We start from the raw sequence: 16470 nt of genomic DNA, 5'->3' as shown, positions 1-16470 counted from the left end.
GAGGACATCATGCTGAACTTTGCCCTGCGCCGGCTGGCCCTGGCGGTGCCGACGCTGCTGTTCATCTCGCTGGTGATCTTCCTGCTGCTCGAGGCGTCGCCCGGCGATCCGCTGGGCGACGTGCCGCTGACCGTACCGCCCGAGGTCAAGGAACGCATGCGCGAGGCACTGGGACTGGGCCAGGCCTGGTATATCCGCTACGTCCTGTGGCTGAAGCAGTTCTTCTGGGTCGAGCCGCTCTACTGGTTCGACCGCGCCTTCGGCACCGGCTTCAGCACCGACATGCAGCGCATCATCAGCTTCCAGTCGCGCGGCCCGGTCTTTGACACCATCGCCGAACGCCTGCCGCAGACGCTGACCGTCGTCGGCATGTCCTATGTCATCGGCGTGCTGATCGCGCTGCCCATCGGCATCATCTCGGCCTATCGGCAATATTCCTGGTTCGACCAGCTCGGCACCTTCATCTCGATGATCGGCTTCTCGCTGCCGACCTTCTTTACCGGCGTGGTGCTGATCATCGTGTTCGCGATCAACCTGCAATGGTTTCCCTCGATCTATGACACCACGCACAAGGTGACGGACTGGAACAGCTTTCTGGTGCAGGTGCGCCAGATGGTGATGCCGGTCACCGTGCTCGCGCTTTACAACGCCGCGCAGATCAGCCGCTTCATGCGCGCCTCGATGCTTGACAACCTGCGCCAGGACTATGTGCGCACCGCCCGCGCCAAGGGCCTGTCCGAACGCGTGGTGGTGATGAAACATGTGCTGAGAAACAGCCTGATCCCGGTGGTGACGGTGATCGCCCTGGGGCTGCCGGCGGTCTTCGGCGGCGCCATCATCACCGAGCAGGTGTTCAAGGTGAACGGCCTTGGCCAGCTGCTGATCCTGGCGATCAATGCCAATGACATCCCGATGGTGCTGACGCTGACCTTCATCTTCGCGGGGCTGATCGTGCTGTTCACGCTGATCGCCGACCTGCTTTACGGCCTTCTGGACCCGAGGATCCGCTATGACTGAACCTTCGCGCCCCGAGGACCTGCGCCTGCAGCTGGACGAGAGCGCGGCCAATGCCGCCGCCCCCGGCTCCGAGGCGCTGCCGCCCGCCAATCCGGTCGAGGCCGGGGCGCCCTCGCGCAGTCAATGGCGCGACATCTGGCGACAGTTCCGCAGCCATCGCGGTGCCATGGTGGCGCTGGTGCTGTTCGTGGCGGTGATCCTGTTCGTGATCCTCGGCCCGCTGCTGTGGAAGATCGACCCGACCTTTGTCGACTACCGGGCGCGCAACAAGGGCTTCAGCCTGGCGCATCCCCTGGGCACCGACCAGCTGGGGCGCGACATGCTGGCGCGGATGATGGCGGGGGGGCGGGTGTCGATCTCGGTCGGGCTGACCGCCATGCTGATCGCGCTGACGCTGGGCAGCCTGATCGGCGTGCTTTCAGGCTTTTTCCGCCGGCTGGACGCGCCGCTGATGCGGGTGACGGAGCTGTTCCTGGCGCTGCCGCTGCTGCCCTTGCTGCTGCTGATGGTGACGCTGTTTCGCGAGCCGCTGAGCAAGGCCATGGGCCCGGCCGGGGGCACCTTCCTGCTGATCGTCTCGGCCATTGGCGTCACCTCGTGGATGCAGACGGCGCGCATCGTGCGCGGCGACGTGCTGGGGTTGAAGGAACGCGAATTCATCCTGGCGGCGCGCTCGATCGGCACGCCGGCGCCGCGGATGATCCTGCGCCATGTGCTGCCCAATGTCGTCTCGCCGATCATGGTGGCGGCGACGCTGGGGATCGCCACCGCGATCATCACCGAAAGCGCCCTCTCCTTCCTGGGTCTGGGCTTTCCGCCGGACTTTCCCACCTGGGGCCGGCTGCTTTACGACGCGGTGGACCAGATGCAGATGTATCCTTGGCGCGTGGTGCTGCCCGGCATGTTCATCTCGCTGACCGTGCTTTCGGTGAACTATATCGGCGACGGGCTGCGCGACGCCATGGACCCCCGCATCCGCGGACGCTGAGGGCCGCGGGGCCCCTGGCGGCGGCATTGCCCTACTGTTTTGCTATGCGGGATCGCGCGTCCGTGATAGGATGGCGGCATTTCATCGACGGCTCTGCCGGTTCGGCCGTTTCAGGTCAGAGGGCAATCAGATGACACTCATCCGCAAGGAAATCCGCAGCATGGGCGGGCCATGGTGCGATGTGCTGCTGTGGTATGCCAGGGCGATCCGCATCCTGCAGGCACGGCCGATCGCCAGCCCGGACAGCTGGTCCTTCATGGCGGCGATCCACGGCTTTCACCCGGTGATCTGGCAGGAATTCGGCTATATCGACGCCGCGACCGCCCTGCCCGCGCCGGCGGTGCAGCAGCAGTTCTGGCTGCAATGCCAGCACCAGAGCTGGTATTTCCTGCCCTGGCACCGCGGCTATCTGCATGCGCTCGAGGACATGCTGCGCGCCGTCATCCTGGCCGAGGGCGGGCCGCAGGACTGGGCGCTGCCCTATTGGAACTACAGCCTTTCCACCGCCGAGGCGCGCACCCTGCCCGAAGAATTCGCCCAGCCGACCATGCCCGACGGCAGCGCCAATCCGCTGTTCACCGCCCGGCGCCATGGCGACGGCACGCTGCCGATCCGCATCGACGCCGGCTCGGTCTCGCTCGCGGCGCTTTCCGAGACGGGATTTACCGGCGGCGCCGGCGACATTCCCCCGGGCTTTGGCGGCCCGGCCACGCTGTTTCACCACTTTGGCCAGACCAATGGCGGCCTTGAATCGCTGCCGCACAACAATGTGCATGGCGCGGTCGGCGGCGCGGCACCGGGCACGGATCCGAACGACTGGCGCAATCTGGGCCTGATGTCGATGCCGCAGACCGCCGGGCTGGATCCGATCTTCTGGCTACATCACGCCAATATCGACCGGCTGTGGAGCGTCTGGCGCCGCATGGGCGGCCATGCCGACCCGACCGACACGGACTGGCTGGACGGGCCCTCGGACCGTGCCTTCACCCTGCCGCTCAGCGGTGGCCGAAGCTGGAGTTTTACCGCCCGCGATGTGCTGGACAGCCGGGCCATGCCGCTGGACTATGCCTATGACGACGAGGCGGTGCCGGTGCTGATGCCGCGCATCGCCCGGCGCATGAACGCGCTTGGCAGCCAGGCGATCTCGCCCGCCGGCGCGATCCTGGTGCAGGAGGCCGCCATGTCAGCCAGCCAGGGACCGGAACTGATCGGCGCCAGCGACGGGCTGGTGCGGCTGCGCGGCCGCGGCAGCGCCCGGGTGCGCATGGACGCCCCTGCGGTGACGCGGCTGCGCGGCAGTCTGACCCGGACCACGCAGACCCGCGGCACCGCCACAAAGGAACCGCCACGGGTGTTTTTGCGACTCGAGGGCATCCTCGGCTCGGCCGATGCCGCGATCTTTGCGCTTTACCTCGACATGCCCGAACATGGCGATCCCGCCGATTACGCCGACCGCCTGGCCGGTTCGGTGTCGCTGTTCGGCGCCCGGGCGGCCAGCGACCCGGACGGGGCGGCGGCGGGCAGCGGACTGAACCAGGTCCTCGAGATCAGCGAGATCGTTGATGCGCTGCACCTTGCCGGCGACGATCTGGCCGCGCTCGAGGTGCGCTTCGTGCCGGTCAATGCCGCCGCCAAAGCGGCCGAGATCTCGGTCAGGCGGCTGGATGTGTTCCGGCTGGGGGACTGACGCCATGGGGCTGCGCGGCACCTTGCGACTGATGCGCGGCGCAGCGCCGCCATGGCTTTTGGGCGCCAGCCTGGCCGGCTGGGTGCTAATGGGTGCGCTGGCCTTGCAGCCCGAACGCCTCGGCCAGCTGGTGGCGCTGTGTTCGGGCGCGACGGTGCGCCTGGACGCGCAGGGCGAGGTGCTGAGCGGGCATGGACACGGGCTGGTCCTGTGGCTGGCGATGCTGCTGGCGATGCAGCCGCTGCTGGTCTGGCCGCAACTGGCGCTGCTGGCGCGCGCGAACCTGCCGCGGCTGCGCGCCCCGGCGCAGGCCGCCTTCCTGGCGGGCCATGTCTTGCCCTGGCTCGCGCTGGGACTGGCGCAGGTGGTGCTGACGCAGCCGCTGCCGCCGGCGGCGCTGACGCTGGCGCTGCTGCCGGTGCTGATCTGGCAGGCCGCGCCGCTGCGCCAGCGCTGGCTGAACGCCTGCCACCGCAAACCCTCGCTGCGCGCCTTCGGCGGTGCGATGTTGGCGGATACGGCGCGATACGGGCTGCGCTCGGGCCTGCTTTGCACGGCGATCTGCGGCCCGGTGATGCTGCTTGCCATGCGCCTGCCAGCCCTGCATCTGCCAGCCCTGCATCTGCCAGCGATGGCGGCGCTTTCGCTGCTGCTGCTGGCCGAACGCAACGCCCCGGCCCGCCCGCCCGCCTGGCGCCTGCCGCATCCTTTCACCCGCCCCGCGCCGTTGCCCGTCAGGATCTGAGCCATGCGCTATCACTTCAAGGCCTATCCCATGCATGAAAGCGAGTTCACCGCCCTGCGGGACGAGGCCGCCTTGGGCATGCTGGGTTTCGATCGTGACGGGGATCTGGTGACCGGCATCGCCGAGGAGGCGGCGCTGCTGCGCCTGGCGGCGCAGGGCATCGTGCTGCAGGCCGGAGAGGCCGATGCCGAAGAACCCGATGCCGGCGGGGACGCGGCCCCCGATACCATGGCCATGCGACCCGTGGACCGCGAACTGGCCGGCGCCACGCCCGAGCCCGAGATGCCCTTCTGGCTGGCCGACACCCTGGCGCCGGTGACCGCCAGCCTTGCCGCGCGCCTGGCCGAGGCCGGCGCCCGCATCCTCGAGCGCGACCCGTCGGGCAGCCTGGTCCTGCATGCCCCCGACGGCGCCGCGGCGCTGCGGCGATTGCCCTTCCTGCGCCATCTTCGGCCCTATGGCCCGGCAAAGACCCTCGCGCCCGCCGCCGTCCTGGCCGAGGCGGCCGAGATCGGCGGCGCCGGACTGCGCGAGTTGCACCGTGAGCCTGCGGCAGAACCGCCAGAGGCCGGCGGCGGCAGCGGGGCGGGGCGTTTCGAGGCCATCTGCCACGAGGCCGGATCGCTGGCGCAGGTTGCGGCGCAGATCGGCGATCTTGGCGGCAGCGTCACCCTGCAGGCCGGCCGCATCCTGCGCTTCGTGATGAACCGTGCCGACATCGGCCTGGTTGCAGCGCTGCCCGGGGTCGCCAGCCTGTCCGAGGAACGCATGCCCCGGCCGCGCTGCGACCGGGCGCGCGCCATCATCGGGCTGGACCGGGCCGGCATTCCCCTGCCAGCCCTGCCCTATGACGGCGCGGGCGAGATGATCGGCGTGGCCGACACCGGGCTGGACCAGAGCCACCCGGATTTCGGCGACGGGCGGGTGACGGTGGTGGCGCTTGGCCGTCCGGGCGACGGCTCGGACCCGGACGGGCATGGCACACATGTCGCGGGAACCATCCTGGGCGATGGCAGCGCCTCGCGCCCGGTCGGGGCCGCCGCCGGCGATCCGGCGCCGCTGCGCGGAGTGGCGCCGGCCGCGCGGCTGTATTTCCAGTCGGTGCTGGACGTGAACGGCGAACTGGGCGGCTTGCCGCCATCGCTGACCGATCTGCTGCAGCCCGCGCATGACGCCGGTGTGCGCATCCACAACAACAGCTGGGGCGCCTATGTGCAGTCGCGCTATGACGGCATGGCGCTGCAGATCGACGAGTTCGTGCATGCGCATCCCGATTTCCTGCCGGTGATCGCCGCCGGCAACGAGGGCAGTTGCCGGCCGCATCTGGCCTCGGCGCCGGGTTTCGTCGATTACCCCTCGCTCGGCTCGCCGGCCACGGCCAAGAATGCGCTGACCGTGGGGGCAAGCCGCTCGGACCGCGATCGGGGCGGCAATGCGGCGATGACCTGGAACGCGCTCTGGCCGCGGGATTTCGACGCCGATCCCATCGCCTCGCAGAAGGTGTCGGGCGATGCGCAGGCGCTGGCGGCCTTCAGCTCGCGCGGGCCCTGCGACAGTTTTCGCATCAAGCCCGATCTGGTGGCCCCCGGCACCGACATCGCCGCGCCGCGCGCCGCCACCGCGCCGCTGTCGCATTTCTGGGGCGCCTATCCCAACAACCGCCACTATGCCTTCATGGGCGGCACCAGCATGGCGACGCCGGTGGTGGCCGGCTGCGCGGCGCTGGTGCGGCAGTATTTCCGCACCACGGCCGGCCATGCCGAACCCAGCGCCGCCCTGATCAAGGCGGCGCTGATCAACGGCACCACCCGACTGCAGGGCGACGATGCCACCGCCCCGCCGCAGGGGCAGCCGAATTACCACCAGGGCTTCGGCCGCCTCGACATGGCGCGCACGCTGCCCGATGCGGCCGCGCCCGCCTTCGAGCTGTTCTTCATCGACACCTGGCGCCGCGACCAGACGCTGCGCATCACCACCGGAACCGAGAGGCGGCGCTGGGAATTCAATGTTCGCGCGCCTTGCGAATTGCGCATCGCCCTGGTCTGGACCGATGTGCCGGCGCGCGCGCTGGAGAACCTGTTTCGCATGATCCTCGACCGGCGGCTTGACGGCCGGACGGTGAACTGGGTTGCCAACGCCGATGCCGTGCAACCCCTGGCCTTTCCCGCCCATGACCCGCGCGCCAGCCTGCCGGCGCAGCCCGGCCTGCTGCTGCGCGACCCGCACAACAATGTCCAGGTGATCCGCGCCGATCTGCAGCCCGGCGCGCATACGCTGGCGATCTTTGCCGAGGCGCTGCGCCCGCCGCAGGATTTCGCCCTGGTCGCCAGCTTTCCTCCGGGCTGCATCGGGATCCAGCCAAGATGAGCAGCCGCATCCACGCCATCGAGGCCGCCGAGGGCGACTGCCTGTTGCTGGAATGCGACGGGCGCTTTGCGCTGATCGACGGCGGCGTGGCGCGCAGCTATGAGGCGCGATTGCAGCCCTGGCTGCGGGCGGTGCTGCCGGCGGGGCAGCCGCTGCAGGCGGTGATCGTCAGCCATGTCGACACCGACCACATCTCGGGTGTCCTTGACCTGCTGGCCGACATCGAGCGCGCCCGCGCCGATGGCGAGCCCGACCCCTGGCGGGTGGCCGAGCTCTGGCACAACGGCTTTGGCGAGGTGCTTGACGATGCCGAGGGCTGGCTCGCCGGCAATCTGCGGGCGATGATGGGTCAGGCCGGGCGGGTGCGCGTCGCCGCCGCGAATGGCGCCGCCGCCACGCTGGGCATCGCCCAGGGCGCGCGGCTGCAGCGCCTTGCCGTCAAGCTGGGCATCGCCATGAACCGCCCCACCGCCGGCCGGCCGATCACCCAGGAGGCGATGGCCGGCCGGACCTGGGATCTTGGGCGCACGCGCCTGACGGTGATCGGGCCGACACGGCCCAATCTCGAGGCGCTGCGCCAGGACTGGATCGCCTGGATCGAGCGCAACACGGACCGCTTTGCCCTGGGCGACGCGCAGGCGATGGCGGATGCCGACGACAGCGTGCCCAATCTGTCCAGCATCGTGCTTTGCGCCGCAACCCCGGCGGGCGAGGTGCTGCTGACCGGCGATGCACGCGGCGACCACATCCTGCAGGGGCTTGAACAGGCCGGGCTGCTGGCAGCGGACGGTAGCCGGCATTTCCGCCTGCTGAAGCTGCAGCACCATGGCAGCGCCCGCAACGCCACGCCCGAGTTCTTTCGCCGCGTGACCGCGGACATCTATCTGATCTCGGCCAATGGCCGGCATGGCAACCCGGACGAGGCATTGCTGCGGATGATCCTCGACAGTGCGCAGGGCAGCGGGCGGCAGCCGGTGATCGCCGCCACCAATGATTGCGCGCCGCTGGCGCAGTTCCGCGCCGCCAACCCGCCGGATCGGTCGGGCTATGCGCTGATCCTGCGCGACCCGGCCAGGGATGCGCTCACCGTCGATCTGCAAAGCGGTGAGGTCCGCTGAGCCCCCAGGGCCGGCCAGCGGCGCCTAAAGGGCGCGGACCAGCTGCGGCAGTCGCGCGCGCGGCAGGATCAGCAGCACCGGCCCCTCAAGCTCCAGCATGACCGGGCCGGTGGCGGCGTTCGAGGTGCCGACGCGGCCGGCAGGCGCCAGTTCGAGCCCATCGATCGGCCATTTCAGCCCCCGCGAGCGCCCGCGCGCCGGTGCCATGGGAAACAGCGAGACCCGGGTTCCGGGCGGCAGGTCCAGACGGATGTGCGGCGGCGCCAGGACGATGGCGTCATCCCCGGCCAGCAGGATGCAGGGCGGGCCGATGCGGCGTGCCAGGGTCGAGAGCGTGGCCAGGAAATGGTCCTGGCGCGCGCCGGCAAAGCCGATGGCGATGACGAAGGGGGCGGCGATGCGCGTCAGGCATTTCTCGAAATCGGTGCTGTCCTGTTCGGCCACCGGGTGCAGGCTGGCGGCCGGGATCGCTGCCCGGGCCTGATCCGAGATGCTGTCGAAATCGCCCCAGACCGCCTGCGGCACCAGCCCATGCGCCAGCGCCCGGTCGGCCCCGCCATCGGCGGCGGCGATGACCGGCGCCAGCGCCAGCGCGGCGTCCAGATCGGCGCGGCCGACCGGGGCGCCGCCGATCAGCGTCACCGGCCGGCGGCTGACCAGCCGGCTCATTCTTCCTTGCCGATGCCGCGAAACAGCCGGCGGAAGGGCAGCGCCCAGAGCATGCCGAGCACGACATAGACGCCGAACTCGACAAGGATCGGCTGCCGGCCCCAGGTGCGGTCCAGCCAGTTCACCAGCGTCACCGCCGCCACCACGTAAAGCGGCATGCCCACCAGCAGGACCAGCAGCGACCAGCGTTTGCGCGTGCGAAGCTTCATGGCCTAATCCGCGAAAGGGTCCGTGACGAGGATGGTGTCGTCGCGCTCGGGCGAGGTCGAGAGCAGCGCCACCGGGCACTGGATCAGTTCCTCGATGCGGCGGACATATTTGATCGCCGCCGCCGGCAATTCGGCCCAGCTGCGCGCGCCGGCGGTGGATTCCTGCCAGCCCTCCATTTCCTCATAGACCGGCCTGACGCGGGCCTGCAGCGCGGCGGCGGTCGGCAGGTGGTCGTAATGCTGGCCGTCGATTTCATAGCCGATGCAGATCTTCAGCGTCTTGAACCCGTCCAGCACGTCAAGCTTGGTCAGGGCAATGCCGTTCACCCCCGAGATGGCGCAGGTCTGGCGCACCAGCACCGCGTCGAACCAGCCGCAGCGGCGCTTGCGGCCGGTAACGGTGCCGAATTCGCGGCCGGCCTCGCCCAGGCGCTGACCGTCGGCGTCGTCCAGCTCGGTCGGGAACGGGCCCTCGCCGACGCGGGTGGTATAGGCCTTGACGATGCCCAGCACGAAACCGATGGCCGAGGGGCCCAGCCCGGTGCCGCAGGCCGCCATGCCCGACATGGTGGTCGAGGAGGTCACATAGGGATAGGTGCCGAAATCGATGTCCAGAAGGCTGCCCTGCGCGCCCTCGAACAGGATGCGCTTGCCTGCGCGGCGGGCCTCGTTCATCACCTTCCAGACCGGCTGCGCGTATTGCAGCAGCTTGGGCGCGATCTCTTGCAGCCGGGCACGCAGCTCGGCGCGGTCGATCGGCGTGGCGCCAAGGCCCTGGCGCAGCGCATCGTGATGGGCCAGCAGCCGGTCGAGGCGCGAGTCCAGCGTCGCCTCGTCGCCCAGATCGGCGACGCGAATGGTGCGCCGGCCGACCTTGTCCTCATAGGCGGGGCCGATGCCGCGGCCGGTGGTGCCGATCTTCGAGCTTCCGGCGGCTTCCTCGCGCAGCTTGTCCAGATCCTGGTGCAGCGGCAGGATCAGCGGGGTGTTTTCCGCGATCATCAGGTTATCCGGGCCGATGGCGACGCCCTGGGCAGAGAGCTTGTCGATCTCGGAAAACAGCGCCCAGGGGTCCAGCACCACGCCATTGCCGATCACCGCCATCTTGCCCTCGCGCACGATGCCCGAGGGCAGGAGCGACAGCTTGAACACCTTCTCGCCGATGACCAGCGTATGGCCGGCATTGTGGCCGCCCTGGAAACGCGCGATCACGTCGGCGCGTTCGGACAGCCAGTCGACGATCTTGCCCTTGCCCTCGTCGCCCCATTGCGCGCCGACGACCACCACATTGGCCATAGTGCTTTCCCTTCGCGGTCATGAATGCCGCCCACGGTATAGTGACTGAAACCCCGGGGGAAAAGCGCATTCGGCAGCGCACCGCCCGCAGGGGCGGGCGAAAACATTTGGCGCCCCGCCCGCAACGTGTGAGCATGCACCCCGCCGGGGCTGTCCCGGCGCAACCGGAGCCCGAAGATGTGCAATGCCTGCGTGATCGAAAGTGTCAAGACCTCCATGCTGAGCCGGCGCCAGCTTTTCGCCGGGGCCGCGGCCTCGGGGGCGGCGGCGGTGGCCCTGTCGGCGCTGGGCGCACGGCCGGCGCTGGCCCAGGCCGCGAGTGGCAAGGTCATCGACCTGACCCATGTCTTTGACGAGAACTTCCCGACCTTCGACGGCGTGCCGGGCATCGCCTATGAAGAGGCGGTGAATTTCGACAAGTCCGGCTATCAGCTGTGGAAGATTACCTATTTCGAACATTCCGGCACGCATATCGACGCGCCGCTGCATTTCTCGAAGGACGGCAAGTCGGTGGCGGAACTGGCGCCGGAATCGCTGGTCTGCCCGCTGTGCGTCATCGACATCACCGCCAAGGCGCGTGACGACGCCAATGCCATGCTCGAGGCCGAGGATGTCGAGGCCTGGATCAAGGCCAATGGCGACATCCCGGCCGGCGCCTGCGTGGCGATGAACTCGGGCTGGGCGGCCAAGGTCGGCACGCCGGAATTCCGCAACACCCCCGATGGCAATTTCGCCTTTCCCGGCTTTGGCAAATCGGCGACCGACCTGCTGGCGCAGATGCAGGTGGCGGCGATCGCCGTGGACACGCTGTCGCTGGACCCGGGCAATTCGCCGGATTTCGCCGTGCACAATTCCTGGCTGCCCTCGGGCCATTACGGCATCGAGAACCTCGCCAATGTCGAGCAACTGCCCGCCAAGGGCGCGACGGTCTTTGTCGGGGCGCCGAAACATGCGCGCGGCACCGGCGGCCCGGCCCGCGTGCTGGCGCTGGTCTGATGGCGACGCTCAGGCTTTTGTCCGACGAGGAGGCGCCGGCGGCATCGCTGGCCGTCTTCGCCGAGATCCGCGCCGCCCGCGGCACGGATTTTATCAACAACTTCTGGCGCGCGCTGGCGCATGACCCGGCGCTGCTCGGCGCAACCTGGACGCGGCTTGCCGCGGTCATGGCGCCCGGCGCCCTGGATCCGCTGGTCAAGGAGCTGATCTATGTCGCGGTCTCGACGGCGAACGGCTGCAGCTATTGCGTGCATTCGCATACCGCCGCGGCACGGGCCAAAGGCATGACGCCCGAGGCCCATGCGGAACTGCTGGCGGTCATCGCCATGGCCAGCCAGACCAATGCCCTGGCCACCGCGTTGCAGGTGCCGGTCGATCCGCGCTTTGACGAGGGCTGAGCCGCCCGCCTCCGGCTGGCCCATGCGGGCCGGTCGGACCATGCGGCAAAAGCGCGCCGCCCGTTTCTGCAAGGCAGCCTTGCAATTGCGGGCCTATCTCGGAGCGGAAATCACGACTAGATCAGGCGTCAAGAGAAAGACGCTGATCATAAAGTGAGAATGCAAATGGCCGCCATCGAATTCACCTCCTTCACCATGTCGAAACCGGGCCTGTTCAGCCGGCTTGCCGCCAGCCTGCGCAGCGACACCGAGGCCTATATCTGCGCCAATTCGCGCCGCACCGAGCTTGAGACCCTGAAGGCGAAATCCGATGCCGAACTGGCCCGCCTGGGCATCACCCGCGACGGCATCGCGCATTACGTCTTCAACGACCGCCTCTGGTTCTGATCCGCCGGCGCCGCCGCGATCGCGGCCGGCGCGCCCGGAAAACCATGGCCGGCCCCCGCCCGCGGGCCGGCCATCACTTTCAGGTCGGGTTCTCAGGTCGGGTTCTCAGGCCACGTCGCGCAGCGCATCGGGCAGGAACGGCTGGATCGTCACCCCCTGCCCCTCGAAGATGCAGAAGCTTTGCGCCGGCACCTCGTGCCAGTCGCCCTCGTCGCTTTCCAGAGGTTCGGAAACCACCGCCCGGCCGCAGCGCCGCTCGGACCAGCGGTGAAACAGCGTCGGCGCGTTTTCGTCGCTGGCATAGCGCAGCGCATAGAGCCTATCACCGTCCGAGAACGCCGCCGTCAGCCGCACATGCGGTGCCGCGCCCCGGCAGCGGGCAAGCTCGTGGAATTGCCGGGTGGCGCGCTGCATCGCGCTGACGGGATCATCCGCCAGGCCCGCGCCCAGTGCCATCAGGAACAGCGCCTCGCTGTCGGTCGCGCCCTTGCGATGCGCATAGAATTCGTCCGGAATCAGCGCCTCGGCATGGCGGCGATAGCCGTCGTAGCCGCCGAACTGGCCGTTGTGCATGAAACACCAGCGGCCGACGACGAAAGGATGGCAATTGTTGCGGCTGGTCGCGGTGCCGGTCGAGGCGCGCACATGCGCCAGGAACAGATGCGATCGAACCGTCGCGGCCAGGCTTTTGAGGTTGCTGTCCGACCAGGCAGGCAGAATGTCGCGGTAAAGCCCCGGCTCCTCACGCTCGCCATACCAGGCGATGCCAAAGCCGTCGGCATTGACCGGCGTATGGCAACGCGTCGCGCCGTGGCTCTGCCGGACCAGCGAATGGCCGGGCCGGCAGATGATGTCCTCCAGATAGATCGGACTGCCGATATAGGCTGCCCAGCGGCACATTCCCGTCCCCTTCCCTGCTTTCGTCAATGTCTAGCACGGAAGGGTTGGCGAATCACCCTGTCGGATCAGGCAGGAATCTCCTCGACAATCACAAGATCGCGCTCGGCCGCGTTGCGGGCGTGCTCCAGCGCCGCCTGATATTCGGCCGAACGGTAGCAGGCGACCGCATCCTCAAGGCTGGGAAAGCGCGCGACGACATTGCGGCTGCGATCATTGCCTTCAAGCTGCACATAGCGCGTGCCACGGGCCAGGAACACGCCGCCATGCGCGGCGATCGCGGGACCGGCCAGCGCGGCATAGCGGCCATAGGCCTCGGCATCGGTCACATTCACATGGGCGATCCACAGCGCGGTCATGGTCTTTCTCCGATCAGCGTTTCCACCGCAGCGATCGCCTGATCGGCGGCCGCAAGACTGGGGGCGCCGCCCTGGGCGCGGTCCGGCCTGCCGCCGCCGCCCTTGCCGCCCAGCGCCGCCGTCGCGGCCTGCACCAGTTCCACCGCGGTCACCCGCCCGGTCAGGTCCAGGGTGACACCGGCCGCGACCGTGGCCTTGCCGTCGGCCTCGGCCAGCACCACCACCGCGCCCGAGCCCAGCTTGCCCTTCATCTCATCGACCAGCGGGCCAAGCTCCTTGCCGGTGACGCCATCGACACGCCGGGCGATCAGCTTGATACCGTTGATTTCCTTGGGCTTGTCATCCGAGCCGCCGCCCATCGCAAGCTGGCGCTTGAGCTGGGCGACCTCATTGGCCAGCGCCTTGCGCTCATCGGCCAGAGCGCGGACCTTGTTCACCACATCGCCGGCCTGGGCCTTGATGATGCCGGCGACCTCGGCAAGTTCGGCATCGACACGGCGCAGTTCGTCCATCGCCGCCTGCCCGGTCAGCGCCTCGATGCGGCGGATGCCGGCGGCCGAGGCGGTTTCCGTGGTCAGCGCGAACATGCCGATGTCACCGGTGCGGGCGACATGGGTGCCGCCGCACAGTTCCAGCGAATAGGTTCGGCCATGGGCGCCCTTGCCCGAGCCGGCCAGGTCACCCATCGAGACCACGCGCACCTCGTCACCGTATTTCTCGCCAAACAGCGCCTGGGCGCCCAGGGCGCGGGCGTCGTCAGGGGTCATGATCCGGGTCTCGACCGGGCTGTTCTGGCGGATGAAATCGTTCACCTCGCGTTCGACTTGGGCCAGTTCCTCGGCGCTCATCGCCCTGGAATGGCTGAAGTCGAAACGCAGCCGGTCCGGGGCGTTCAGGCTGCCGCGCTGCGCGACGTGCTCGCCCAGCGCCCGGCGCAGGGCCTCATGCAGCAGATGCGTGGCCGAGTGGTTGGCGCGGATGGCGCGGCGGCGGTCGTGATCGACCGAAAGCTGCGCCCCCTGCCCGGGGCTGATCGTGCCCAGCGTCACCTCGGCCATGTGGATGAAGACGCCGTTGGTCTTTTTCGTATCGGTGACGCGCGCGGCGCCGGTCTCGGTCTTGATCAGGCCGCTGTCGCCGACCTGACCACCGGATTCGCCATAGAACGGCGTCTGGTTCACCACGATCTGGACCTGCTGCCCCTCGCCCGCGGTTTCGACCGCGGCGCCGTCCTGCACAAGGGCGAGGATCTGCCCTTCGCTGATTTCCGAATCGTAGCCGAGGAATTCGGTCACGCCATGCTGCTCGGCCAGATCGAACCAGATCGCCGCATCCCTGGTCTCACCCGAGCCGGCCCAGGCAGCGCGCGCCTTGGCCTTCTGCTCCGCCATGGCGGCGTCGAAACCGGCCGTGGCCACCGCGCGGCCCTTTTCGCGCAGCGCGTCCTGGGTCAGGTCCAGCGGAAAACCATAAGTGTCGTAAAGCTTGAAGGCCGCCTCGCCGGGCAGGTCGGCGCCCTCGGGCAGACGCGCCAACTCGTCGTCCAGAAGCCGCAGCCCGCGGTCCAGAGTCTGCTTGAAGCGGGTTTCCTCCAGCTTCAGCGTCTCCTCGATCAGCGCCTGGGCGCGGGCAAGCTCGGGATAGGCGGCGCCCATCTGCCGCACCAGCGCCGGCACCAGACGGTGCATGACCGGATCCTTCGCGCCCAGCATATGCGCATGGCGCATGGCGCGGCGCATGATGCGGCGCAGCACATAGCCGCGCCCCTCGTTCGAGGGCATGACCCCGTCCGCGATCAGGAAGCTGGTCGAACGCAGGTGGTCGGCGATGACGCGGTGATGCACCTTGCCCGGCCCGTCCGGGTCCGCCGAGGTCGCATGGGCGCTGGCCTCGATCAGGCTGCGCATCAGATCGGTGTCGTAATTGTCGTGCTTGCCCTGCAAGAGCGCGCCGATCCGTTCCAGCCCCATGCCGGTGTCGATCGACTGCATGTCGAGCGCCCGCATCGAGCCGTCCTCGAACTGCTCGTTCTGCATGAAGACGAGGTTCCAGATCTCGATGAAACGGTCGCCATCCTCATCCGGAGAGCCGGGCGGGCCACCCCAGATATGCTCGCCGTGATCATAGAAGATCTCGGTGCAGGGGCCGCAGGGACCGGTCGGACCCATCTGCCAGAAATTGTCGCTGGTCGGGATGCGGATGATGCGGTCGTCCGAAAGTCCCGCGACCTTCTTCCAGATGTTCGCGGCCTCGTCGTCGGTGTGATAGACGGTGACCAGCAGCCGGTCCTTCGCGATGCCGAAATTCCTGGTCAGCAATTCCCAGGCATAGGGAATGGCGCCTTCCTTGAAATAGTCGCCGAAGCTGAAATTCCCCAGCATCTCGAAGAAGGTGTGGTGGCGTGCGGTATAGCCCACATTGTCGAGGTCATTGTGCTTGCCGCCGGCGCGCACGCATTTCTGCGAGGTGGTGGCGCGCTTGTAGTCGCGGGTCTCGACGCCAGTGAACAGGTTCTTGAACTGCACCATGCCCGAATTGGCGAACATCAGCGTCGGATCGTTGCGCGGCACCAGCGGGCTGGAGTCGACGACGCGGTGGCCGTTGCGTTCGAAGAAGGTCAGAAACGTCGATCGGATGTCGTTCAGGCTGGGCATGGCACAATCTTTCCGCAGGGGCAGACTTCGCAAATAGCCGAGGGGGGCGCCAGCGTAAAGCCGGAACGCTGCCCCTTGCGGCCCGCCCCGGTGCCGGGGCGGGCGGATGCGTCAATCCTCGGCGAGGGCGTCGTCGGATTCGTCGCTGGCGCCGAAATCGAGGCCGTGACTGGCGCGGATCTTGTCCTCGATCGCATGGGCGGCAACGGGATTGTCGCGCAGGAACTGCTTGGCATTCTCGCGGCCCTGGCCGATGCGCTCGTCGCCATAGGAATACCAGCTGCCCGATTTCTCGACCACGCCGGCCTTGATGCCGAGGTCGATCAGCTCGCCCACCTTGGAGATGCCCTCGCCATACATGATGTCGAATTCGACCTGCCGGAAGGGCGGCGCCACCTTGTTCTTGACCACCTTCACCCGGGTCGTGTTGCCCACCACCTCGTCGCGATCCTTGATCGAGCCAGTGCGGCGGATGTCGAGACGCACCGAGGCGTAGAATTTCAGCGCATTGCCGCCGGTCGTGGTCTCGGGGTTGCCGAACATCACCCCGATCTTCATGCGGATCTGGTTGATGAAGATCACCATGCAGTTGCTGCGCCCGATCGAGGCGGTCAGCTTGCGCATCGCCTGGCTCATCAGGCGGGCCTGGCTGCCCATCTGCATGTCGCCCATGTCGCCCTCGA

15 protein-coding genes and 1 pseudogene are annotated in these 16470 nt (G+C 68.4%); 9 read left to right on the top strand and 7 right to left on the bottom strand.

Annotation, left to right across the window (positions count from 1 at the left end):
* The first annotated feature begins 9 nt into the window (after window positions 1-9).
* The 6 genes from WMK75_RS09915 to WMK75_RS09890 all read left to right on the top strand — a co-directional run bounded on the left by WMK75_RS09915 (window position 10) and on the right by WMK75_RS09890 (window position 7922).
* On the top strand, window positions 10-1017 hold the full coding sequence (locus tag WMK75_RS09915; RefSeq protein WP_347267520.1) for an ABC transporter permease: 1008 nt from the start codon (window positions 10-12) through the stop codon (window positions 1015-1017).
* Entirely contained in the window at window positions 1010-2005 is a 996-nt protein-coding gene (locus tag WMK75_RS09910) for an ABC transporter permease (protein WP_347267519.1), read from the top strand. Before WMK75_RS09915 ends, WMK75_RS09910 begins: the two co-directional genes overlap by 8 nt.
* A 130-nt stretch (window positions 2006-2135) precedes the next feature.
* Entirely contained in the window at window positions 2136-3692 is a 1557-nt protein-coding gene (locus WMK75_RS09905) for a tyrosinase family protein (RefSeq protein ID WP_347267518.1), read from the top strand.
* Window positions 3670-4437, top strand: coding sequence for a DUF2182 domain-containing protein (locus tag WMK75_RS09900; RefSeq protein WP_347267517.1), 768 nt, complete (start codon window positions 3670-3672; stop codon window positions 4435-4437). Before WMK75_RS09905 ends, WMK75_RS09900 begins: the two co-directional genes overlap by 23 nt.
* Before the next feature lie 3 nt (window positions 4438-4440).
* Window positions 4441-6804 (top strand): S8 family serine peptidase, encoded by a 2364-nt coding sequence (locus WMK75_RS09895; protein WP_347267516.1) that lies wholly within the window; start codon window positions 4441-4443, stop codon window positions 6802-6804.
* Window positions 6801-7922, top strand: coding sequence for an MBL fold metallo-hydrolase (locus WMK75_RS09890; RefSeq protein ID WP_347267515.1), 1122 nt, complete (start codon window positions 6801-6803; stop codon window positions 7920-7922). Before WMK75_RS09895 ends, WMK75_RS09890 begins: the two co-directional genes overlap by 4 nt.
* A 24-nt stretch (window positions 7923-7946) precedes the next feature.
* On the opposite strand, the gene WMK75_RS09885 is transcribed toward WMK75_RS09890, so the two are convergent.
* The 3 genes from WMK75_RS09885 to WMK75_RS09875 are packed head-to-tail and all read right to left on the bottom strand — an operon-like array spanning window position 7947 to window position 10096.
* Window positions 7947-8591 (bottom strand): thiamine diphosphokinase, encoded by a 645-nt coding sequence (locus WMK75_RS09885; protein WP_347267514.1) that lies wholly within the window; start codon window positions 8589-8591, stop codon window positions 7947-7949.
* Window positions 8588-8800: a DUF2842 domain-containing protein gene (locus tag WMK75_RS09880; protein WP_347267513.1), complete on the bottom strand. Its 213-nt coding sequence runs from the start codon at window positions 8798-8800 to the stop codon at window positions 8588-8590. The genes WMK75_RS09885 and WMK75_RS09880 overlap by 4 nt, the downstream gene beginning before the upstream one ends.
* A gap of 3 nt (window positions 8801-8803) precedes the next feature.
* Window positions 8804-10096: an adenylosuccinate synthase gene (locus tag WMK75_RS09875; protein WP_347267512.1), complete on the bottom strand. Its 1293-nt coding sequence runs from the start codon at window positions 10094-10096 to the stop codon at window positions 8804-8806.
* A 177-nt stretch (window positions 10097-10273) separates the two neighbouring features.
* Between WMK75_RS09875 and WMK75_RS09870 the strand changes: the two genes are divergently transcribed.
* The 3 genes from WMK75_RS09870 to WMK75_RS09860 all read left to right on the top strand — a co-directional run bounded on the left by WMK75_RS09870 (window position 10274) and on the right by WMK75_RS09860 (window position 11877).
* A complete protein-coding gene (locus WMK75_RS09870) occupies window positions 10274-11092 on the top strand; it encodes a cyclase family protein (protein WP_347267511.1) in 819 nt (272 codons plus the stop codon).
* A complete protein-coding gene (locus WMK75_RS09865) occupies window positions 11092-11490 on the top strand; it encodes a carboxymuconolactone decarboxylase family protein (RefSeq protein ID WP_347267510.1) in 399 nt (132 codons plus the stop codon). The genes WMK75_RS09870 and WMK75_RS09865 overlap by 1 nt, the downstream gene beginning before the upstream one ends.
* A 165-nt stretch (window positions 11491-11655) precedes the next feature.
* Window positions 11656-11877 (top strand): hypothetical protein, encoded by a 222-nt coding sequence (locus WMK75_RS09860; RefSeq protein ID WP_347267509.1) that lies wholly within the window; start codon window positions 11656-11658, stop codon window positions 11875-11877.
* A gap of 105 nt (window positions 11878-11982) precedes the next feature.
* On the opposite strand, the gene WMK75_RS09855 is transcribed toward WMK75_RS09860, so the two are convergent.
* The 4 genes and pseudogenes from WMK75_RS09855 to WMK75_RS09840 form a co-directional block, all read right to left on the bottom strand.
* The gene (locus WMK75_RS09855) at window positions 11983-12777 is read right to left on the bottom strand and encodes a class II glutamine amidotransferase (protein ID WP_347267508.1); all 795 of its coding nucleotides are present in this window, start codon (window positions 12775-12777) and stop codon (window positions 11983-11985) included.
* A 65-nt stretch (window positions 12778-12842) separates the two neighbouring features.
* Window positions 12843-13133, bottom strand: a complete 291-nt coding sequence (locus WMK75_RS09850) for a DUF1330 domain-containing protein (RefSeq protein WP_347267507.1) — start codon at window positions 13131-13133, stop codon at window positions 12843-12845.
* Window positions 13130-15787 (bottom strand): alanine--tRNA ligase, encoded by a 2658-nt coding sequence (alaS, locus tag WMK75_RS09845; protein WP_347267506.1) that lies wholly within the window; start codon window positions 15785-15787, stop codon window positions 13130-13132. Before alaS ends, WMK75_RS09850 begins: the two co-directional genes overlap by 4 nt.
* A 111-nt stretch (window positions 15788-15898) precedes the next feature.
* Window positions 15899-16470, bottom strand: a pseudogene (locus WMK75_RS09840) (DNA recombination/repair protein RecA); the annotation flags it as partial.

Source organism: Paracoccus sp. (in: a-proteobacteria) (assembly GCF_039808215.1).
In the GTDB taxonomy this organism is placed as follows: domain Bacteria; phylum Pseudomonadota; class Alphaproteobacteria; order Rhodobacterales; family Rhodobacteraceae; genus Paracoccus.
The sequence above is the reverse complement of the archived record's forward strand: the minus strand, read 5'-3'. Positions and strand labels throughout refer to the sequence as shown.

Bases quoted from the DNA above. Each gene is read 5' to 3' on its own strand.
- WMK75_RS09915 (WP_347267520.1), top strand. From the start codon at position 10: ATGCTGAACTTTGCCCTGCGCCGGCTGGCCCTGGCGGTGCCGACGCTG.
- WMK75_RS09910 (WP_347267519.1), top strand. From the start codon at position 1,010: ATGACTGAACCTTCGCGCCCCGAGGACCTGCGCCTGCAGCTGGACGAG.
- WMK75_RS09905 (WP_347267518.1), top strand. From the start codon at position 2,136: ATGACACTCATCCGCAAGGAAATCCGCAGCATGGGCGGGCCATGGTGC.
- WMK75_RS09900 (WP_347267517.1), top strand. From the start codon at position 3,670: ATGTGTTCCGGCTGGGGGACTGACGCCATGGGGCTGCGCGGCACCTTG.
- WMK75_RS09895 (WP_347267516.1), top strand. From the start codon at position 4,441: ATGCGCTATCACTTCAAGGCCTATCCCATGCATGAAAGCGAGTTCACC.
- WMK75_RS09890 (WP_347267515.1), top strand. From the start codon at position 6,801: ATGAGCAGCCGCATCCACGCCATCGAGGCCGCCGAGGGCGACTGCCTG.
- WMK75_RS09885 (WP_347267514.1), bottom strand. From the start codon at position 8,591: ATGAGCCGGCTGGTCAGCCGCCGGCCGGTGACGCTGATCGGCGGCGCC.
- WMK75_RS09880 (WP_347267513.1), bottom strand. From the start codon at position 8,800: ATGAAGCTTCGCACGCGCAAACGCTGGTCGCTGCTGGTCCTGCTGGTG.
- WMK75_RS09875 (WP_347267512.1), bottom strand. From the start codon at position 10,096: ATGGCCAATGTGGTGGTCGTCGGCGCGCAATGGGGCGACGAGGGCAAG.
- WMK75_RS09870 (WP_347267511.1), top strand. From the start codon at position 10,274: ATGTGCAATGCCTGCGTGATCGAAAGTGTCAAGACCTCCATGCTGAGC.
- WMK75_RS09865 (WP_347267510.1), top strand. From the start codon at position 11,092: ATGGCGACGCTCAGGCTTTTGTCCGACGAGGAGGCGCCGGCGGCATCG.
- WMK75_RS09860 (WP_347267509.1), top strand. From the start codon at position 11,656: ATGGCCGCCATCGAATTCACCTCCTTCACCATGTCGAAACCGGGCCTG.
- WMK75_RS09855 (WP_347267508.1), bottom strand. From the start codon at position 12,777: ATGTGCCGCTGGGCAGCCTATATCGGCAGTCCGATCTATCTGGAGGAC.
- WMK75_RS09850 (WP_347267507.1), bottom strand. From the start codon at position 13,133: ATGACCGCGCTGTGGATCGCCCATGTGAATGTGACCGATGCCGAGGCC.
- alaS (WP_347267506.1), bottom strand. From the start codon at position 15,787: ATGCCCAGCCTGAACGACATCCGATCGACGTTTCTGACCTTCTTCGAA.